Source organism: Xenorhabdus sp. SGI 60 (genome assembly GCF_056632175.1).
Map to the genome: position 1 here is coordinate 3,291,801 of NZ_CP196860.1, position 15,813 is coordinate 3,307,613.

Below are 15,813 nucleotides of genomic sequence, written 5' to 3' on the forward strand. Positions count from 1 at the left end.
AATCACTCAAGACAGGTTAGACAGGAAAGCTTCCAAACCGGAGTTATCGTTATCGCTGTCTTCTTCGGGTTCACCCCATTGCAGCAGGATATCAGGCAGGGCGACTTTGCCGCCTTGCGATTGGTACACGGCGGTCGCAATCTGGGCGGCCTGAATATCACTGCGCCGATCCCCTATTGGGCTGATGGTGTCATACGCCAGCCAGTACAGTAGCTCACTGGCGCTCATCTCCCGTTGCAGCTCATGCAGGGTCTTACCGAGCCGCAATGCCAGTGTCATCATGAAGAAGGTGGCGGGGTCTTTGACTTTTTTTCTGCATCCGCCTGTGAGACCATGAGTTCCAGGGCCTGCTGTAACAAGCGGCTGTGAACCGGTCCATAAATCCCCGCCACGGTATCGATATCTTCATTCGTGAATACGGGATCGCCGTTCTTATCCCGCAGCACATCAATAAACAACACGACATCACCGCGGATATTACGGTGGGTTTTCTCAGCAATGGACAGGGTGCCGTCTTCCTCCCCCTCTTTGGGGGATATGATGTCCTGCCAGAGTCCCCATGCCCCCGCAGAGGGTTCGCGCAACGTGACTGTCACATCATCCCATTCCGGTACGGTGATCAGTTTGCTGCGAAAGCCGGCATTGGGAGCCAGTGCCAGTGCTCTGAGGTTCATTTTTTTAGCCATAATTTATTCTCCCTGGGGGGTATTTTTGGTTAACGGGACGGGTTTCAGGGGAAGTGGCTTGCCTTTTAGCCGCAAGGTAAATGACGCGGTCACTACCCCACTGGTGGCGACACTCCATGAGTTTTGGCGTACCTCGGCGAGAAAGGCGTAACCGTTCCCGGTCGGAAATTCCACCTTAAAGGCATGCAGCTCATCGGTATCGTAGGCATGACGCAGGGTATTTTGCCCCACCTCATTCGCTGACCAGTTGCCGGACAGGGTAATTTCCCCCGGTGCGGCAAGGCCGTTCGTCATTTCCTGTTCCGTGGAGCACAGGGTAGTGACCTCAATGTCCGACTTTTGTCCGCCGGTGTAGCTGATCTCCTTGGTGGTACAGTCAATCGCCTGCCAGACGGCATTGGCGGGATTCGCCTCAGTGGCAGGATGGGCCGAAATACTCACTTTCGTGCCCTGGGTTTTTTCGTATTTGCTTGACATAGCTATTCTCCAGAAATAAAAAACCATCCATGATGGATGGCCAGGTAAAACGGTGGGGGTTATTGCCAGAGCTGGCATTCCAGTGTGGTGCGGTACAGGGCCGTATCGGACTCGTAGCTGTTGGTTTCACTCAGTTCCGTGGGGTGCAGTCCGGCAAGGGCGACCCGCGCCTTATCCCGTATCGCCCGCGCCTCATCAATGGTGTTAGCATAAACATCAATTTGCAGGGTGGTGAGGTTTTCCGCCTGCCCGCTCAGGACATCCTGATCGAGGCTGTAGAACGAAAAGACACACCACGGCGGCATAACAGGCGGCTCCCGTTGCGGTGCTACGTAAGGAAAAACCTTATCCGGCAGTACCGGGTCCAGCAGCGGGAAAATGTCAGCCTCGGTCATTTCGACAGCACCTCATCAATCGCCTGATTCATCCGTTGTATCGCGGCGTCAGTGGCAGCCTCCGATTTCGCATCAAACGCCGGGCGGATAAATGGCTGCGGTGCCATTTTTGATGTCCCGTTCTCCAGAAAACGCCAGTAATAGGCATTACGGGGATCGTTTTTCTTCATGGTGGTGTCGCTGTTGGTGCCGGATGGGTTTGAACCCCGCACATACACCCCCGCGGACGCGGTGCCGTTTTGCGTTCGCCGATTGGCCGCCACGATATTACGCGTCAGCTTGCCTGTCCGTTTGGGGGCCTTAACCCGCGCTTCATCGCGTAAAACACCCGCCGCTGCATAGGTAGCTTTTCGCAGGACCTGATTATTTTCGGCTTTGCTGAGCAGCTCTAAATCTTTCGCGATGGCCTGCAAGCCGGAAAAGTCCAGATCCGTATGAATACTCACGGTTTCACCCCCTGTTTACATAACAGTTCAAGCTGAGTGCGTTTGGGGTCAGGAATGACAGCCTGAATATCGTAAACCTGTCCCCTAAACACCATACGAAATGCACTGGTCACATCGGCACGGTAACGCAGCCAGACACGGACCGTGGTTTCTGACAGATTGGCGCCAGACGCCAGTAATTCCCGCCCGCTAATATGCCTGACCTCCGCCCAAACCGTCGCCACATCCTGCCATTCCTGCCTGCGCTGGCCTGACGGTAATTTGATCTGGGTAAAATTCTGTAGCGTGATGCGGTGACGCAGTCGTCCTGCTTGCATATTAATCTCCTAGAGTGGAATGAAACGATACGGTTCTAATAGTGCCTTGAATCCGGTAGGTAGGGACTGGGCTTCACGGTTTTCGTACCAGTACCCCACAGTCAGCATAATCGCCAGTTCAATATCATCAGAAATCATTAAGCCATCCGGATCGATTTCTGGTATTTCATCTTCATACAATGTCCGGTTGAGGTAGTTTTCTGCCCGCTTCTTTGCTGCCCCCCGATAGGTCAGCAGCAAATCATCGTCAAGGTCATTACCCCCATCAATCCGGCACTGTTTCCTGAGTTTTTCCAATGTCGGTAACGGCATAAAATCTCCTGAGTACCCGCAACCCTTGCAGATTGCAGGCACAAAAAAAACCGCTATGAAGCGGCCTAAGTTCCTCACTGAGAATTAACCCGCAGAAGCGGTGCCCTTGCCGATCAGCGCCTTGATGGCAGCGGTATCTTCCAGAATGCAGTCAAAACGGTGGAAGGCTAGGAAGGCGGTCTGATCGTACTCAGCATAACGCTCAACCAGCCGCTTCAACGTCATGTAGGCCACGCGGCGCACGATAAAGCGGTTAAAATCCCCGCAGTAGATGAATTTCTTACCCGCGCCCATATCCGCAATCGCTTGATCAATCACATACGGCACACCCAGCACGGTAGACGGCACCACGCCCGCGATTTCAGGTAACCACAGCGGACGCCCCTGTGCATCTTCCATCTCGGTGATGAGTTTCAGCGTGCTGTCATTGAACGCCCAGCGGAAGGTCCCGACATTGCGGTACGCGGGGTCAAGGGCGTGCTTCAGGGCATTCATGTCTTTCCAGCTAAATTTGGCGGCGGCATCCACCGTCCCCGTCACCGAGGTTTCCAGCCCCTTGGGTTGTTGCGGACTGCCCGTGCCGGTGCCTTTGACCAGATACCGGGCTTCACCGCGCCCGATACGTTGGGCGATGCGTTTCGCCAGATAGGCTTCCATATCAATACCGGAATCCTGCAACAGCTCATTGGAGACCCGAATAATTTTGGAGGACAGTTTTTTCGCCCCCAGAGAATCAGTACCGAACGTGGTGTCTTCTTCACTGGCTGCGGTGTTTTCACCCAACAATTCACCTTCTTCTGTCGTGCCATCGGCGGTCGCCCATTCGATAGTTTGCCCGGTAGACGTACTGAGGATTTGCGCCACACTGGCGATCCCCCCGTAGGCTTTCATGGCCTCAACCACCTTGTTCAACATCTGGGTGGGGACGGTGTAGCCGCCTTTTTCATCGGGGGAAACACCCTGTGCGCGCAACTCTCGCAGCGCCTGACGCTCTTCGGCGGTCATTTCCCCCAGACCGTGACGCAGGAACTTGTCAAAGGCGGCTGCGCGTCGCTCCTGCTGCTCCGTTTCGGGGTGAGTCGGCTGCTTGCGCTGTTCCGGTTCGGTGTTGTCCACCAATTGTTGATCCAGACTGCGCAACGATTCTTCGCGCTGGATTTGCTCGTTGAGAGTATCCAGCTCCGTTTTAGCTTTGTTCCATTCGGTGCGTTGCTCTTCCGTCCAGGCGTTATCCCCGATTTTCTCATGCAGGGCACGCATTTCAGTAGCGATGGTGTTACGGCGTTGTTTCAGTTCATGTAATTTCATGATCCCATCCTAAATATTGAGTAAAGTTAGCAGGCGTTCACGGGCCTGTTTTTGATTGATAGCTTTGGTTAAATCGCCACTGGCGCGAGCTTCTTGCCATGCGGTCAGCGAGCGCACAGCAGAATCCGCCTCCTGATACGCCGGATAGGTGACCGGACTCACGTCATACAAACGAGAGAAGCGGCTAATTTCCCGGATAACGATCCCTTCTTCATCCTCGTACCAGTGATCGCCGTCACGGGCGACCCGAAAGGCAAAGGACGACTGGGTAATGTCACCCCGTTGCATAGGGGCCAAGACCAGATCGCGGATAGTCTGGGTGTCCGGAGCCTGAATGGTGTATTGCAGCCCGCGCTCATCCACAGAGAGCGACAAGGTGCCAGCGGTGCTGCGCCCCAGAATAAAGTTGGGGTCATGGTTAAACAGCCCGCGCACATCGTCATTCAGTACCTCATCAAAGGCACCGGGTTTGATGATTTCACGAAAGCCCCAGAGCGGCTCAGAGCGACTGTTAAACACCGAACCGTAACCGACAATGCGCGTCGGCTGGTTTTCCTGTGTTTCTGTGCGCACCTCACCGGGGTAACAGCGCATTTCCCTGTCACACATCAGTTTTATCCTCCTGTTTGGGTGGAGTCGGGTTAGTAGGGTGAGCCGCATTGACACTGACCAACATCTCGTCCAGTCCCTCAACTGGGTTCATGTCTTCAAAGGCACGGGCCTCATTGCGGCTCATCCAGCCATCGGTGATAGCAAAATGGTAGAACTGAGCGCGCTCCTGGGGGGTACCCCGCAAGAGTCCCGCCAGATTGAACCGCACATAAAATCCGGCCAACCGCTCCTGACGGGTAAACAGACGGCGGTTCAGCTCCTGTTCCCAGTTTGTCACCCACGGCATCACCGTATAGCGGACAAACTGAATGGCCTGTTGACTGATATTGGAAAAAGTTGCCTTCTCCAAGTCGTTGATCATATGAGCGGGCACATTGAAGATACCGGCTATCATGGAACGGTTCAGTTTCATCATGTCGATAAGCTGAGCATCGACTGGGGAAACCGTCAGGGCTTTGTAATCCAGTTCCGCCGGGATCAGCAAGGTCTTATTTTCCTCACTACGCAGGGCGGCAGCGGCTTTTTTCCACAGTTGCTTGAGCCGTTCCCAGCCCTCCGGCTTCATCTCTCCCTTAACGGAAACAATCCCCGCCGGACGGGCATTGCCGCCAAAAAAGGCACTGGTGTATTTCTGCCCGCTCATCCCCATACCGATAGTTTCCGCATGTTGCAGGATGGGGCTTAAGCCCATTTTTCGGTTATTACCCAGGGCGCGAATGTGGATCATGTCATCAGGGCTAATCGCAAAGCTGCCGTCTTCGTTATACACGCCATAGGTATAGCGCCCGCCCGTGTTGAGCAAGGTGGTTTCCCACGGCATACAGGCCTCAATCGTGGTCACCTCCCCGCGGCGGTTACGTTTTACCCATGAGTAACCATTCCCCCAGCCGAGAATATGGCGTTGTTTCAGCTCCCGCCATTTATAGCTGGTCTGCCAGAGGTTCGGCTCATCATGCACCAGGTAAAACACCGGATGGTCACGGGCCATTTCCACCGATTGCCCCGTCTTGCGCATCACATGCAACGGCATCTGAGCGACCGACGAGGACAATACATAGATACAGGCATACACGGCGGCCAGTTTCATGGCGGTTTCGGGACTGACATACACATCAGCATTAAACAGGCCGTCATAATCCGCCGCTTCGGTCGTCAGCGGGGTTTTCGGGTTTTCCAGCGGTTCACTGCGAAACAGGGCATCAAGCAGCATGTTTCCCCCTTCTGGCGACCGCCAGCGCATAGGCAATCAACAGACCGCCACCAATAATCAAGGTATTTGCCAACCCGTATTTCAGGTAACAGCCTGCCAGCACCGCCCCGACGCCCGTCAGTGCAGTGATATCAATCAGTAAATTTTTCATAACATTAACAGGTCATCCGGGTCGAGGTTAGAAAGAAAGTCGGGTTCTTCGTGTAAAATGGCACGCCCCATCGCCATAATCAGGGCGACGGCGCCATCAATTTTGCTGTCCTTTTGTTCCTTGATAGGGCGCACAATGTCATCATTGCCGCCCAGGGTTTTTCCCACCACATTACCGATACACCAGGACAGTATCGAATTGCCGTCATGATGGAAGCGACCGGACTGGATAGCCGCCTCCAGCTCCTTCATCGGATCACTCATATGGGTAAAGTTCTGGGTCACGATAATGGGGTTAATCCCCTCATCCGCCAGGGCATGGGATAATCCTGTCGCCCCATAGGGATCAATCGGGGCTTCATTAACCGGGTTCAGATGGCAGGCAAGTTTGGCTTCTTCCAGGATATAACGGTAATCCACTTCGGCGCCTTCCGTGACGGTCAGTAACCCCATTTCCACCCACTTCTGGAATCGTTCAGCACTGCGACGATTCTCATTCTGCTCTACACTGTAAACGGTGTCATACGGCACCCAGAACCGCGGGGCAATACTGTAGAAATGCCGCTTGCCGTCAATCTCACGCACAAAGAGCCGTGCCATGCTGTTCATATCCAGCTTACGGGCGAGGTCAAAGGCCAGAAAACAGGGCTGCCCCTCGAACTGCTCCAGCGTCAGTGAGGTATCTTCGCACTGTTTCCAGCTCACCATATTGAAGTAAGCCTCCCGCGCAGAGACCCAGATATTCAAGTGCTTGGTCTTGAACACGCTGGCTAAACGCGGGTTATTCAGGGCGCGTTGCTGCTGACTCAGTAAAAAATCAGCATAAACCGATACGCCCATATTCGGGTTGGCCTTACGCAACACCGCCGGTGAGGTCCAGTCGTCCCCCTCATCTACGGTGTAAATCACCCCGAACAGTTCCTCATTGGGGACATTGCCGGACAGCATTTCAATGACCTCACGGCGCTTGTCATAACAGGGGCCTTCAATGTTGTAACCTGCCGTCGTAATGGCCCACATCAGGGGCTGACGCCGCGCCCCCATCCCCGTGAGCATGGTGGTATAGAGATCATCGGTATCATGTTCATGGTATTCGTCCACAATGGCGCAACTGGGGGACTGGCCGTCACCGGGATTACCAATTAACGGCTCAAATCGGGCATCGTCTGCCGGACGGTTCAGGTTCGACGCATTCACCTCAATGCCGAATGCCTCAACCAACATTGGAGTACGTTTACACATCAGCCGGGCAGGCCGGAAGACTTCCCATGCCTGTTTCTCCGTCGTGGCGCCGGAATAAACCTCCGCCCCGAACTCGTCATCACAGGTAAAACAGTAAAGTGCCACCCCCGCCGAAATCGCAGATTTGCCATTTTTACGGGGAATTTCGGTATAGACTTCACGAAAGCGGCGTAACCGACTGCCTTTATGCACCCAGCCAAACGCCGAGCAGACAATAAATAACTGCCACGGCTCCAGCGTAATAGGCATCCGCTTAAACGCCCATTCTCCCTTAGTGTGGGGTAATAACTGAATAAACTTGGCGGCCCGTTCCGCCAGGTCTTTATCGAACCGGTACTTAAATACCCTGGTCTTTTCCTGATTCAGGTTATCCAGGTGGCGCTGACAGGCTTCCCTGACATAGCGGCCTGCCTCAATTTTGCCTCGTACCACATCGCGGGCGTACTGGTTGGCCGCATTGACATTCGGGTAGGCTTTACGGCTCATGATGAAATCATCCTCATAAACGGGTTGTCGTTTTTGGCCTGACCCGCCGCCCCGATCAAACGCTGGCGACTGCTGGGATCTAACCCCAGCATCGAACCGGTGGTATCCATCTCAGACTGTTGCTCTTTTTTGGCGGTCAGTTCTGGGTTTTTGATGGGACCCCCTGTCGCTCCGGTCACGGAGTTACCCTGCCGGGCGATATTGGCAACCGCCCGGCGCCAAAACTCATAGGCCACGCACCAGCGTTCCAGTACCGCCAGATCGGTGACACACAATAACCCCTGCGCGCACAATTCCTGACTGGTCAGCTCCCACATCACCACCGCCAGCGGTAAGTCGTTTTCCACAAACCAATCAGGGGGTGACACGCCGGTCAACGGTGTGAAGGTCGGCTCATCGCGGTTCAGTTTTCGTTTGCCTGGATTGCCTGCCAGTTCTTTTCGTGCCGTCGGCTTGGGGCGACGGCCTGACTTACCCGCCGTACCGGCCATACTCAGAACCTCCTGTATTCAGGAAACAGTGAAAAAGGGATACAAAAACACCCGATTTAAATTTCATTTTTCGCGGGTATAAAAAAAGACCTAAGGCGGCGGTCCTTAAGGGTGAGAGTGGCAGGGATTTGACCTCCCCCTACCGCTTCATGACCATTCCTGTTGATACGGTTTTATCGTGAAACTAAATATAAATATCAGTTGCCTCATCTGCCATTTCATTGGTCACCGCAAAGGTCACCGTCAGTATGGGATGAATATCTTTCGCCTTAGTCTCAACAGTTACGTTCTGCTGGTTGGATAACAATAGGCCATCGACACTCAAGGCATAGCCCATAAAGCTACCGCCTTTGAATATCCGTGATAGTTTTACTTGTCTCTCACTCATCGTAGTCTCTCCGTGGCGGTCTTACGTTTATGGCAAGCCCAGCATAATAATTGCAAATTGGATAGTTCATCCGTGCCACCGTGTGCCTTGGGGATGATATGGTCAACCGTCACACCTGTTACTGCGCGCCCCTCACGTAAGCATTGCTGACACAACTGTTTGTCCCGTTGCTTGATGGTCGCTCTTAACTTGTCCCACTTGCTGCCATAACCGCGTTCATGCCGGTTCTTGCCCTGTTGGTGAGATTGCCAGCCTGTGTGCAGATGGTCAGGGCAGTAGCCGCTGCGGTCGGTAGTGGTCTTAGGGCAGCCACGTTTGCGACAGGCTCTGGGGATACGCGGGGGCATACATCACCACCGCGAAAACAACCCGCCGCGCTCGCTCTCACGGGTAACGAACTGGCGTATCTCTTCGCGCACTATCTGGCGGAGGTGTTCATCACGGGCTTGATTTATCTTCGCAGAGTCAATAGTGGCTGATTTAATGTAAGGCCCACTCGCGGCGTGGAAGACCTTGAAGCTATCGCAAGCCATAGTTGCCTGTTCCTTTTCTGCCTTCGGTTCGAATGCATTGTGAATGACAAGTGTTTCGGGGATTTCAGAAATAGCTTTAAAACAGCCTCTGGCTAGTTTGAGCTTCCCATTCTTACCGTAAGACGCCGTGCATCTATTCGTCCTGACTGTGATGCTACCGTCTTCATTAATACGAATTTTCATAATAGTTTTTGCCTCATTCAGAATAATCAACTACCTCAATTTATATAATCCCGTAGGATCTTGAGACCACACCAGACCAAAACTTACACAAAACTCTATCAACGCCACTCCTAGAATGACGTTTGCAGAATTTTATAAAATCACCGTCTTGTGTACTTGCTCGCCCATGCCTTAGCGATACTTAAACAATCATCAAACAGCTTACCTTTCCCGCTGGGTGAACTAGAGCAGCGATAATGTTCAACTGCTCGGTCACTTGCCATCCCCGCGATAGATGAAGAAAAGCCGAGCTTAATTAACTCGGCCTGTATATTTTTCTCGATAAACTGTTCGTGGTTCATGCGGGACCTCCCTCTTCATCAGGGAAGTCACCCAGATCAGGGATGGAAAACTGTGTAAGCTCTAAAGCTAGCTTTGTGGCTTCCTTGATTTTTTTGATATCCCGCTTACGTTGTGCCATTAGGCCGCTTCCTTTCTGTCCACGATGTTTTAAAGAAGCCTTATTAAAGACATCTATTAAATCGTGCATCTTTTGCCCTGCAAGTTGAGTCATGGCAGCAATATCAAGCGTACCGATATCAATATTTGATTCCTTCTCCGCGAGATCCAGTAACCAAATGCGAAGTTCTTTGGCTACCTTGGTTCGGGAAAACATGCCGATAAGATATGCACCACGAAGAGAGTACAGTCTAATGTCAGACATAAGATGTTCGTAACCTATTGATTCTTCCGAGGTCCTCACTTTGGCAATGGTACTCATGCTCTCAGTAAATTCATCTTTATGCCTGCTATAAAGATTCGCCACTTTCTTACTATCTTTGTAGCCCAGTAATTCAGCCAAGTGCTCACCCGTAAACCAAATCTTCCCGTCCTTATTGTCAAATGGAACGATTTCATGTTCTTTGAAAGTTAATGCTGTACTCACGATGCTTATCCTTACTTAGGTAATGAACCTTTGCCGCAATAGGAGATCAGCCCATCGAGTAGCATCAGTTTTAGCTGATTCCTCAAAGGCTCATTCCTAAATAAAGGCTCGATGTTTAGATTGGCGCTGCGGTGCGCGTTAGATACAAAAATGCCACCATCCCGTATGCGTTGGGTACGCGATGGGAACGGGTGGCAGCATGGGTTATTTCTGTAGCCACTCAGGGAATGGATAGAGAAATATTGGGTTTAGTTTCAGTGAGTAACTAATTGTTAAGCATTATTCGCTTGTTGTTGGGTGAAGATGGGTTTATGTGTTGCTGTACCTAATCTTTGAGGGAATTATTATGTCTCAGTTTCACCAAGCAGCTTATAACACACTCAGACAATCTATTCGCATGTTTGAACGTGCTGGTGTCTCGTCATTATGTGTACCGATTGCAATCAGTAACTTACGGGCTCAATATCCCCATGTTTTTGGTGGTACCTACCATCGAACAAATACATTGCTCAACGAATTAGGATTTGTTTCCAGAAATGTAGACTCGTTGATTGCAGATGGTGCATCTTTACAACTTCGTACTATTGCCGGCCGTAGCCAACGAATATTAACCTTACTTCCCCACCGCTGCGATATAAGTCAGAGAATTTACGAGCAAGCAATACTTCCCTATATAGTCAATGGTCTCAATGGGGTCAGTGTGGATTTTGCTACGATTGTCCAGCTCCAATACAGCGATATTGTAGCGGCAGGAGTGATGACTTATTTGAGGCGTTCAGGAAATTATAACTTCTGATAGTTCAAGATATTCACCACCTCAGAACAAATGATACTGAGGTGGTGGCGTGCCTATTTGATAAGCGCAGCCGCATACTCAATTAACCAGACTTTGGGTGCTACAACTATCTGAATGACAGTAAACGCACAACGTAGGGAGGTAAAACCAAGCGCACAAACAACAGCAAAAAGAACTATATACACGCCACCTTCATTGTAAACATAGCTCTCTGTCGCTCTCTTCCATATGTAGCCAGCCAATAACGCCAGTGCCAGAAACAAGATAAACAACAAACCATTTACCCATAGCTGCCAAAGCATCAATTGTTCTATAACCACAGGCAGCTGATCTTTGCCAAACCCTATCATGCCGTCGATGCCAGACAGTGTCTTGTTAATTAGTTCGGCTAATGCCTTGTCAGTGTTTTCCATCTTTTCCTCTGCATTCAGCATTCACATACTCCTGCAAATATCTCAGTTTTGCTCGGTCGTTGATAATGCCTTCTCGGACATCGAGAACAGCTTGTCCAGCTTCTCTACTGAGTTCGACGGTGGTGTCATTGACCACGCTGCTGGAGGAAGCGGTTTCAGACACGGGACAGACGGCTTTGATGCGCAGCTTGCGACGGCCAGCGGCAACATCAGCGCGCAAAGTATCGATTTCAGTCTGGGCATTGGCGAGTTCCTGAGTGTGTTTGGTGTCCAGCTCGTGGAGTTGCTGAATTCGTGCTTGCTGGTTGGTGTTGATGGCGAGTTGTTCGTCATACTGTAGCTCTAACCTACGGTATTCTTCGGCCTTGTTCTGATACTCACTGTAGTAGAACCAGAGCAGGCCAGCGACAATCACCATTGCACCCAGAGTGAAGTACTGGCTATTGAGTTTCATATCACCCACCTTATTCAGTGCGTGTTGTTTTACCCTTACCTATTTCAGTCAGAACGAGATCCAACACTAAGTCAGTGGCTTGCCCGACCAATCCCCTTATCTTGCTTTCATGTTCAGGCCTGACAGACTTCCATGCATTAAGGCCCGTACCAAACACACTAGCGAGCTGCTTGTCTCTTTTTAACTCAGCACAGGCCTGATTTAGTTCTTCCATCACGTTACGTTTACGGGGATTAATCACTACACCCTTTGTCCAGTATTCATAAAGCACATCGTCGCATTCATCCTGATAGCGGATCACCTTATCCCTAATTTCAGGCTTAACTTTATTGGGGCTAATCGTGGCTAACCAGCCAGCCAACTTACGAAGGGCAAGGCAGGTCATTAATTGTAAGCCACCTTTTGTAGGTATTGAGATTTCCTCAACACCTTTACTAAATCTTTGTTTTAACTTGGTATATTGACCTGCCCAGTCCATCCCCATACCTTCGACAATAGGTCTCATTGGCACGTAGGGTTCATTGTTGTATTCCACTACATAAAGTTCATCATCATAAAAAGGGACTGTAATTGTATGCATCTTGCGTATTCCTATAGAAATAAGAGCCTGCTGACGTAGAAATATCGCCCATGAGAGGTCGCCACCTGGCGATAATTCTCAGGCTCTATTTCTATAAGCTCATGATTGGGTTTCGCGCACGTCAGTACGCAGATAAAAAGAAGCCCCGCAGATACGAGGCTCAGGATTCAGATTAAGCTGTAGGCTTTTTTGAATGTTTCTTCGGGGTAAGGCTGCTTGCCATTCTCCATCTGGATCATCGCCTTGACTAATGCTGTCATGACACGCTGATTGTTAACATCAATCACCGCATCGCGAGAGATATCCACCATATCGCTGACATAAGCGATATAACTCTCGGTATTATTTTCATTCGGTGGTGCCCAGCGGGAAATAAACTGGCGAATAGTATTGTCCCCGTATTTGCGTTCGTAGTTGCGCAGAATTTTTAGCATCGCCCGTATGCCATATTCCGGTGCCACAAATTGACAAAATGATTTGTCTGTCTGCGAGATATCACGCAGAAGCCCTGCCATTTGTCTCTATGACGGATATTGCCGGGATTGTGGTTACGAATTCCTCTGCTCACTGTTTATCTCCCAGCCGTTTAGTGATGGCACGAACAGCAAACTCGCGTATTTTCTCAACGCCCATAAAACCAACAGCACCGCCGATAGCGGGTGCAAAACTGGCAGGAATGCCAAACATATCTAGACCACTGGATACGCTCCATGACAACGCGCCACAGAGTAAAGCCTCTACCCAGCGGTTCTTCCGTTCCACACCGTCGTAAATCAGGCGACCGTAACAAATGGCGATTGCCAAAACTGAGCCGGATATTTGCGGCCATGAGTTTTAAGCCATTTAACATGTCAGCCCATAAATCAGGATTTTCTTTCATCTTCATATTCCACCCCATTTGAACAATGGGCGTCCGTGGGGTGAGCTATGATCGCCCCTGTGATTGGTTAATAGGTTGCCAGCCGCAATAGCGATACTGACGTTCTGTGAGTGATTGCGGTGGCGAATGTGAAAAAGGCCGCCTCAGTGACCTCCTGAATTGATGCAGGTGTTGTTTATCTCGTCGTTATCACGAGGTGGCAGAATCCTGCAAACTGCGCCTCTGGAAAAGGCCACGCCACGCGCAGCCTTGAATTTATAACCGATTGAATTTATTCCGTTATGGGATTTCCCATATCGGGATTTTGAACTACCTGAAAATCCTCGGTAGTTGAATAAAACCATCGAATTCATCTTGCATGAGAGTGATCTCTTTTTCGCTGAAAATCAGGTTAACCATATGATTTATATAGCATGTTAGAGTGTTCTCTATACCAATCCGAGGTGTTGCTCGAAATGGTTAAAATCGCACCTAATATATTGATTTAACTATGATGTAAGGTGCTGCCTCTGATCGAGCTGTCAACTCTGAGTTGACTACTGGTAGATACAAAAAAGCCCGCGAGTGCGAGGCTTGAAAAGTCGTAGTGAGTATAGCTACAAGTTCCCACTATTTGAAGATGTTAGACCAAGGCCGGACAAAATGCAACGGTTTATTTTGTCACCGCTTCAAATGCCGCTTCTGCCTGTTTTTCTTCCGTGTAACACTTCTCCACCAATTTTTGATAAAAGGGCTTCCAGTTCCGCCGCCACGTTCTTTCATTCAGTTCAGGTAAGTATGCCCTGATTGCGGTATAAGCGACTGACGAGGGCACCTTGCTGTAGCCCCGTCCTGAACATCGCGGACAAATTTTATGCACTGGTACACCTTGCAATGCCGTCTGCTCCTCATCAACGACCATACCCCGCCCCTTGCAGCGACAACGATTTGACAAAGTACCTTTGCCGTTGCATTTCTGGCAGAGTTCGTCAACCCGCTCTTTTTCAATCCACGGTTCAAGAACTACCGTTCCATCTGTGCGGATAATGCCAGGGTGTTTTACTACTTCCTTCTTGGAGTAAATCAGTCCTTTCCCCTGACATTCTTGGCACTGGCAGGTAGACGCGGCTGAACGGGAATAATCCTCAAAGGCCATTCTGGCTAAAATCACCAGACATTGCCCTAACTTATTTCCTGCCGCTTTCGAGATCAGTTTCGGTACAGTTCGCCTTGCGTAACGTGTCAATTCTTCCACGGTGCTGAACTTGTCTTCATTACTGACCTCGTTCTTGGCAAAAAAGGCCGTCATGCCAAATTTAGCCTGTGATTCAGTCATGCCTAAAGCCGCGGCGGTATCCATGCCCTTCATTCTGCCCGGTGCGGTACTGGATGACGAGTCACTGAAATTGGGCGACTTCGGATGAAAGTGTTTTAATGCTGATTCCAGTTTCATTATTATGCTGTCTCCGCTGTTTGATGACGATGTCTTTTGCTCTTTTGTATGCTTGCGCCGCTTCTTCAATATGGTGATATCTTCCAAGGTGGTGGTATTTATCGCCAACTTGTATCTTTGCTCTCCATTTCTTGGTGTCATGACACCATGAGACACCTCTATAACCTGATTTCGATGATGACTTTTCCCTTGTGTTGAGACCGTTTATGCTGTGCGAGACATCACGTAAATTAGAGATTCTGTTGTCATCCCTCACTCCGTTAATATGATCTATTACCTCACGAGGCCATTCTCCATACACATATAGCCACGCTAATCTGTGCGCCCTCATAAGACGCCCGTGTACTCTGATATCTATGTACCCTTGATCATTAACAGAGCCTGCGATATCGCCAATTTTCACTCTATTGCTATTTCTTTTTATCCATGTAAATAAGCCTGTTTCAGGGTCATAGCTCAGCACGCTTTTTAACTCTGATTGAGTGATCATTTTTTTCTCCATAGCTTGTGTTGATAAACTTCAGCCCCGTCTACTAAAAGATCATTAAAATCACACTCCCCCTCAGGCCATCGGATACTGACAACCTCAACATCATTGCTACTGAGAATATTTCTGTTTCCGCATTTAAAAGCCGCTGCTAATCCAGTACCGTTACTATCGTTATCAGCAAAGACGATGAGGTGTTTAACGCCTCTTGGTGCAATAAATTTCGCCATGTGTCCGGCATTCATGGTTGACCACGTATTCACCCCGTAAATTTGTTTACAGGACAGCGCTGTCTCAATGCCTTCGGCGATGCCCAGCGTGGAGGCCACCGGAAACATCCGAATCGCCACCGATTCAGCGTGCGCCAGATAGTTGTCTTCCTGTAGTGACATCATTTTCTTTGTAACGTCCAGCGGCTTTCTTATCCCCGTCCAGATAGGTTCGGTGCAGGTAACATAATTGCCGCGTGAGTCTGTTGCCAGTGCCCACATCGCCTGATAATCCCCCTGGTATCAGGCTGCTTCAGGTGCATTTGTTCACGTTATCTGTGTGCTGTACATGATTCCCCGGCTTTGAAGGTATTTTTCTGCCGGGGTGCCTTTCAGGCATA

At 50.3% G+C, this 15,813-nt stretch carries 26 protein-coding genes and 2 pseudogenes; 2 read left to right on the top strand and 26 right to left on the bottom strand.

Features of this window, described 5'->3' with window-relative positions; translation table 11 throughout:
- Positions 1-6: 6 nt before the first annotated feature.
- The 18 genes from ACSJJG_RS15470 to ACSJJG_RS15555 all read right to left on the bottom strand — a co-directional run bounded on the left by ACSJJG_RS15470 (position 7) and on the right by ACSJJG_RS15555 (position 10,161).
- Positions 7-279: a phage tail assembly protein T gene (locus ACSJJG_RS15470; RefSeq protein WP_189760966.1), complete on the bottom strand. Its 273-nt coding sequence runs from the start codon at positions 277-279 to the stop codon at positions 7-9.
- A complete protein-coding gene (locus tag ACSJJG_RS15475; protein WP_189760963.1) occupies positions 279-686 on the bottom strand; it encodes a phage tail assembly chaperone in 408 nt (135 codons plus the stop codon). Before ACSJJG_RS15475 ends, ACSJJG_RS15470 begins: the two co-directional genes overlap by 1 nt.
- 3 nt (positions 687-689) lie before the next feature.
- Positions 690-1,163 carry a phage tail tube protein gene (locus ACSJJG_RS15480; protein WP_189760962.1) on the bottom strand — a complete coding sequence of 158 codons (474 nt, stop codon included), beginning with the start codon at positions 1,161-1,163 and terminating at the stop codon, positions 690-692.
- 59 nt (positions 1,164-1,222) lie between these two features.
- Complete coding sequence (gp17, locus tag ACSJJG_RS15485) at positions 1,223-1,558, bottom strand: tail completion protein gp17 (RefSeq protein WP_189760961.1); 336 nt, start codon at positions 1,556-1,558, stop codon at positions 1,223-1,225.
- Positions 1,555-2,004 (bottom strand): HK97-gp10 family putative phage morphogenesis protein, encoded by a 450-nt coding sequence (locus tag ACSJJG_RS15490; protein ID WP_282885597.1) that lies wholly within the window; start codon positions 2,002-2,004, stop codon positions 1,555-1,557. Before ACSJJG_RS15490 ends, gp17 begins: the two co-directional genes overlap by 4 nt.
- Entirely contained in the window at positions 2,001-2,321 is a 321-nt protein-coding gene (locus tag ACSJJG_RS15495) for a phage head closure protein (protein WP_189760960.1), read from the bottom strand. Before ACSJJG_RS15495 ends, ACSJJG_RS15490 begins: the two co-directional genes overlap by 4 nt.
- A gap of 9 nt (positions 2,322-2,330) precedes the next feature.
- Positions 2,331-2,633 (bottom strand): head-tail connector protein, encoded by a 303-nt coding sequence (locus ACSJJG_RS15500; RefSeq protein ID WP_189760959.1) that lies wholly within the window; start codon positions 2,631-2,633, stop codon positions 2,331-2,333.
- 84 nt (positions 2,634-2,717) lie between these two features.
- Complete coding sequence (locus ACSJJG_RS15505) at positions 2,718-3,941, bottom strand: phage major capsid protein (protein ID WP_189760958.1); 1,224 nt, start codon at positions 3,939-3,941, stop codon at positions 2,718-2,720.
- Positions 3,942-3,950: 9 nt separating this feature from the next.
- Positions 3,951-4,550, bottom strand: coding sequence for an HK97 family phage prohead protease (locus tag ACSJJG_RS15510; protein ID WP_189760957.1), 600 nt, complete (start codon positions 4,548-4,550; stop codon positions 3,951-3,953).
- The gene (locus ACSJJG_RS15515) at positions 4,543-5,763 is read right to left on the bottom strand and encodes a phage portal protein (RefSeq protein WP_189760956.1); all 1,221 of its coding nucleotides are present in this window, start codon (positions 5,761-5,763) and stop codon (positions 4,543-4,545) included. The genes ACSJJG_RS15510 and ACSJJG_RS15515 overlap by 8 nt, the downstream gene beginning before the upstream one ends.
- Positions 5,753-5,914 (bottom strand): hypothetical protein, encoded by a 162-nt coding sequence (locus tag ACSJJG_RS15520; protein ID WP_189760955.1) that lies wholly within the window; start codon positions 5,912-5,914, stop codon positions 5,753-5,755. The genes ACSJJG_RS15515 and ACSJJG_RS15520 overlap by 11 nt, the downstream gene beginning before the upstream one ends.
- Positions 5,911-7,641, bottom strand: a complete 1,731-nt coding sequence (locus tag ACSJJG_RS15525) for a terminase large subunit (RefSeq protein ID WP_189760954.1) — start codon at positions 7,639-7,641, stop codon at positions 5,911-5,913. Before ACSJJG_RS15525 ends, ACSJJG_RS15520 begins: the two co-directional genes overlap by 4 nt.
- Positions 7,638-8,132, bottom strand: a complete 495-nt coding sequence (locus tag ACSJJG_RS15530) for a phage terminase small subunit P27 family (protein ID WP_189760953.1) — start codon at positions 8,130-8,132, stop codon at positions 7,638-7,640. The genes ACSJJG_RS15525 and ACSJJG_RS15530 overlap by 4 nt, the downstream gene beginning before the upstream one ends.
- Positions 8,133-8,316: 184 nt before the next feature.
- Positions 8,317-8,520 carry a hypothetical protein gene (locus tag ACSJJG_RS15535; protein ID WP_189761339.1) on the bottom strand — a complete coding sequence of 68 codons (204 nt, stop codon included), beginning with the start codon at positions 8,518-8,520 and terminating at the stop codon, positions 8,317-8,319.
- Positions 8,517-8,867 carry an HNH endonuclease gene (locus ACSJJG_RS15540; protein ID WP_189761340.1) on the bottom strand — a complete coding sequence of 117 codons (351 nt, stop codon included), beginning with the start codon at positions 8,865-8,867 and terminating at the stop codon, positions 8,517-8,519. Before ACSJJG_RS15540 ends, ACSJJG_RS15535 begins: the two co-directional genes overlap by 4 nt.
- Before the next feature lie 3 nt (positions 8,868-8,870).
- A complete protein-coding gene (locus ACSJJG_RS15545; RefSeq protein WP_189761341.1) occupies positions 8,871-9,236 on the bottom strand; it encodes a hypothetical protein in 366 nt (121 codons plus the stop codon).
- A gap of 140 nt (positions 9,237-9,376) precedes the next feature.
- Positions 9,377-9,577: a hypothetical protein gene (locus tag ACSJJG_RS15550; protein WP_189761342.1), complete on the bottom strand. Its 201-nt coding sequence runs from the start codon at positions 9,575-9,577 to the stop codon at positions 9,377-9,379.
- Positions 9,574-10,161 (bottom strand): BRO-N domain-containing protein, encoded by a 588-nt coding sequence (locus tag ACSJJG_RS15555; protein WP_282885596.1) that lies wholly within the window; start codon positions 10,159-10,161, stop codon positions 9,574-9,576. Before ACSJJG_RS15555 ends, ACSJJG_RS15550 begins: the two co-directional genes overlap by 4 nt.
- 131 nt (positions 10,162-10,292) lie before the next feature.
- Here ACSJJG_RS15555 and ACSJJG_RS15560 point away from each other — a divergent pair, with 131 nt between their 5' ends.
- Together ACSJJG_RS15560 and ACSJJG_RS15565 are read left to right on the top strand one after the other, a co-directional pair.
- The gene (locus tag ACSJJG_RS15560; RefSeq protein WP_481089827.1) at positions 10,293-10,430 is read left to right on the top strand and encodes a hypothetical protein; all 138 of its coding nucleotides are present in this window, start codon (positions 10,293-10,295) and stop codon (positions 10,428-10,430) included.
- A 77-nt stretch (positions 10,431-10,507) separates the two neighbouring features.
- Positions 10,508-10,957 carry a hypothetical protein gene (locus tag ACSJJG_RS15565; protein WP_189761325.1) on the top strand — a complete coding sequence of 150 codons (450 nt, stop codon included), beginning with the start codon at positions 10,508-10,510 and terminating at the stop codon, positions 10,955-10,957.
- A 53-nt stretch (positions 10,958-11,010) separates the two neighbouring features.
- Here ACSJJG_RS15565 and ACSJJG_RS15570 read toward each other — a convergent pair whose 3' ends face one another.
- The 8 genes and pseudogenes from ACSJJG_RS15570 to ACSJJG_RS15605 form a co-directional block, all read right to left on the bottom strand.
- Positions 11,011-11,391, bottom strand: a complete 381-nt coding sequence (locus ACSJJG_RS15570) for a hypothetical protein (RefSeq protein WP_189761326.1) — start codon at positions 11,389-11,391, stop codon at positions 11,011-11,013.
- Positions 11,357-11,824 (bottom strand): lysis protein, encoded by a 468-nt coding sequence (locus ACSJJG_RS15575; RefSeq protein ID WP_189761328.1) that lies wholly within the window; start codon positions 11,822-11,824, stop codon positions 11,357-11,359. Before ACSJJG_RS15575 ends, ACSJJG_RS15570 begins: the two co-directional genes overlap by 35 nt.
- Before the next feature lie 10 nt (positions 11,825-11,834).
- A complete protein-coding gene (locus ACSJJG_RS15580) occupies positions 11,835-12,404 on the bottom strand; it encodes a phage antirepressor N-terminal domain-containing protein (RefSeq protein WP_189761327.1) in 570 nt (189 codons plus the stop codon).
- 167 nt (positions 12,405-12,571) lie between these two features.
- Positions 12,572-12,972, bottom strand: a pseudogene (locus tag ACSJJG_RS15585) (structural protein).
- Positions 12,969-13,290, bottom strand: a pseudogene (locus tag ACSJJG_RS15590) (phage holin, lambda family). Before ACSJJG_RS15590 ends, ACSJJG_RS15585 begins: the two co-directional pseudogenes overlap by 4 nt.
- A 646-nt stretch (positions 13,291-13,936) precedes the next feature.
- Positions 13,937-14,716 (bottom strand): antitermination protein Q, encoded by a 780-nt coding sequence (locus ACSJJG_RS15595; RefSeq protein ID WP_189759593.1) that lies wholly within the window; start codon positions 14,714-14,716, stop codon positions 13,937-13,939.
- The gene (locus tag ACSJJG_RS15600; protein ID WP_189759594.1) at positions 14,661-15,206 is read right to left on the bottom strand and encodes an HNH endonuclease signature motif containing protein; all 546 of its coding nucleotides are present in this window, start codon (positions 15,204-15,206) and stop codon (positions 14,661-14,663) included. The genes ACSJJG_RS15595 and ACSJJG_RS15600 overlap by 56 nt, the downstream gene beginning before the upstream one ends.
- On the bottom strand, positions 15,203-15,694 hold the full coding sequence (locus ACSJJG_RS15605) for a toprim domain-containing protein (RefSeq protein WP_481089828.1): 492 nt from the start codon (positions 15,692-15,694) through the stop codon (positions 15,203-15,205). Before ACSJJG_RS15605 ends, ACSJJG_RS15600 begins: the two co-directional genes overlap by 4 nt.
- Positions 15,695-15,813 lie beyond the last annotated feature (119 nt).

Excerpts from the sequence above, each read along its gene's own strand:
- ACSJJG_RS15500 (WP_189760959.1), bottom strand. The coding sequence starts at position 2,633 with ATGCCGTTACCGACATTGGAAAAACTCAGGAAACAGTGCCGGATTGAT.
- ACSJJG_RS15515 (WP_189760956.1), bottom strand. The coding sequence starts at position 5,763 with ATGCTGCTTGATGCCCTGTTTCGCAGTGAACCGCTGGAAAACCCGAAA.
- ACSJJG_RS15505 (WP_189760958.1), bottom strand. The coding sequence starts at position 3,941 with ATGAAATTACATGAACTGAAACAACGCCGTAACACCATCGCTACTGAA.
- ACSJJG_RS15510 (WP_189760957.1), bottom strand. The coding sequence starts at position 4,550 with ATGTGTGACAGGGAAATGCGCTGTTACCCCGGTGAGGTGCGCACAGAA.
- ACSJJG_RS15470 (WP_189760966.1), bottom strand. The coding sequence starts at position 279 with ATGACACTGGCATTGCGGCTCGGTAAGACCCTGCATGAGCTGCAACGG.
- ACSJJG_RS15605 (WP_481089828.1), bottom strand. The coding sequence starts at position 15,694 with ATGTGGGCACTGGCAACAGACTCACGCGGCAATTATGTTACCTGCACC.
- ACSJJG_RS15550 (WP_189761342.1), bottom strand. The coding sequence starts at position 9,577 with ATGAACCACGAACAGTTTATCGAGAAAAATATACAGGCCGAGTTAATT.
- ACSJJG_RS15535 (WP_189761339.1), bottom strand. The coding sequence starts at position 8,520 with ATGAGTGAGAGACAAGTAAAACTATCACGGATATTCAAAGGCGGTAGC.
- ACSJJG_RS15565 (WP_189761325.1), top strand. The coding sequence starts at position 10,508 with ATGTCTCAGTTTCACCAAGCAGCTTATAACACACTCAGACAATCTATT.
- ACSJJG_RS15595 (WP_189759593.1), bottom strand. The coding sequence starts at position 14,716 with ATGAAACTGGAATCAGCATTAAAACACTTTCATCCGAAGTCGCCCAAT.
- ACSJJG_RS15525 (WP_189760954.1), bottom strand. The coding sequence starts at position 7,641 with ATGAGCCGTAAAGCCTACCCGAATGTCAATGCGGCCAACCAGTACGCC.
- ACSJJG_RS15480 (WP_189760962.1), bottom strand. The coding sequence starts at position 1,163 with ATGTCAAGCAAATACGAAAAAACCCAGGGCACGAAAGTGAGTATTTCG.
- ACSJJG_RS15520 (WP_189760955.1), bottom strand. The coding sequence starts at position 5,914 with ATGAAAAATTTACTGATTGATATCACTGCACTGACGGGCGTCGGGGCG.
- ACSJJG_RS15530 (WP_189760953.1), bottom strand. The coding sequence starts at position 8,132 with ATGGCCGGTACGGCGGGTAAGTCAGGCCGTCGCCCCAAGCCGACGGCA.
- ACSJJG_RS15580 (WP_189761327.1), bottom strand. The coding sequence starts at position 12,404 with ATGCATACAATTACAGTCCCTTTTTATGATGATGAACTTTATGTAGTG.
- ACSJJG_RS15545 (WP_189761341.1), bottom strand. The coding sequence starts at position 9,236 with ATGAAAATTCGTATTAATGAAGACGGTAGCATCACAGTCAGGACGAAT.
- ACSJJG_RS15570 (WP_189761326.1), bottom strand. The coding sequence starts at position 11,391 with ATGCTGAATGCAGAGGAAAAGATGGAAAACACTGACAAGGCATTAGCC.
- ACSJJG_RS15495 (WP_189760960.1), bottom strand. The coding sequence starts at position 2,321 with ATGCAAGCAGGACGACTGCGTCACCGCATCACGCTACAGAATTTTACC.
- ACSJJG_RS15575 (WP_189761328.1), bottom strand. The coding sequence starts at position 11,824 with ATGAAACTCAATAGCCAGTACTTCACTCTGGGTGCAATGGTGATTGTC.
- gp17 (WP_189760961.1), bottom strand. The coding sequence starts at position 1,558 with ATGACCGAGGCTGACATTTTCCCGCTGCTGGACCCGGTACTGCCGGAT.
- ACSJJG_RS15540 (WP_189761340.1), bottom strand. The coding sequence starts at position 8,867 with ATGCCCCCGCGTATCCCCAGAGCCTGTCGCAAACGTGGCTGCCCTAAG.
- ACSJJG_RS15475 (WP_189760963.1), bottom strand. The coding sequence starts at position 686 with ATGGCTAAAAAAATGAACCTCAGAGCACTGGCACTGGCTCCCAATGCC.
- ACSJJG_RS15600 (WP_189759594.1), bottom strand. The coding sequence starts at position 15,206 with ATGATCACTCAATCAGAGTTAAAAAGCGTGCTGAGCTATGACCCTGAA.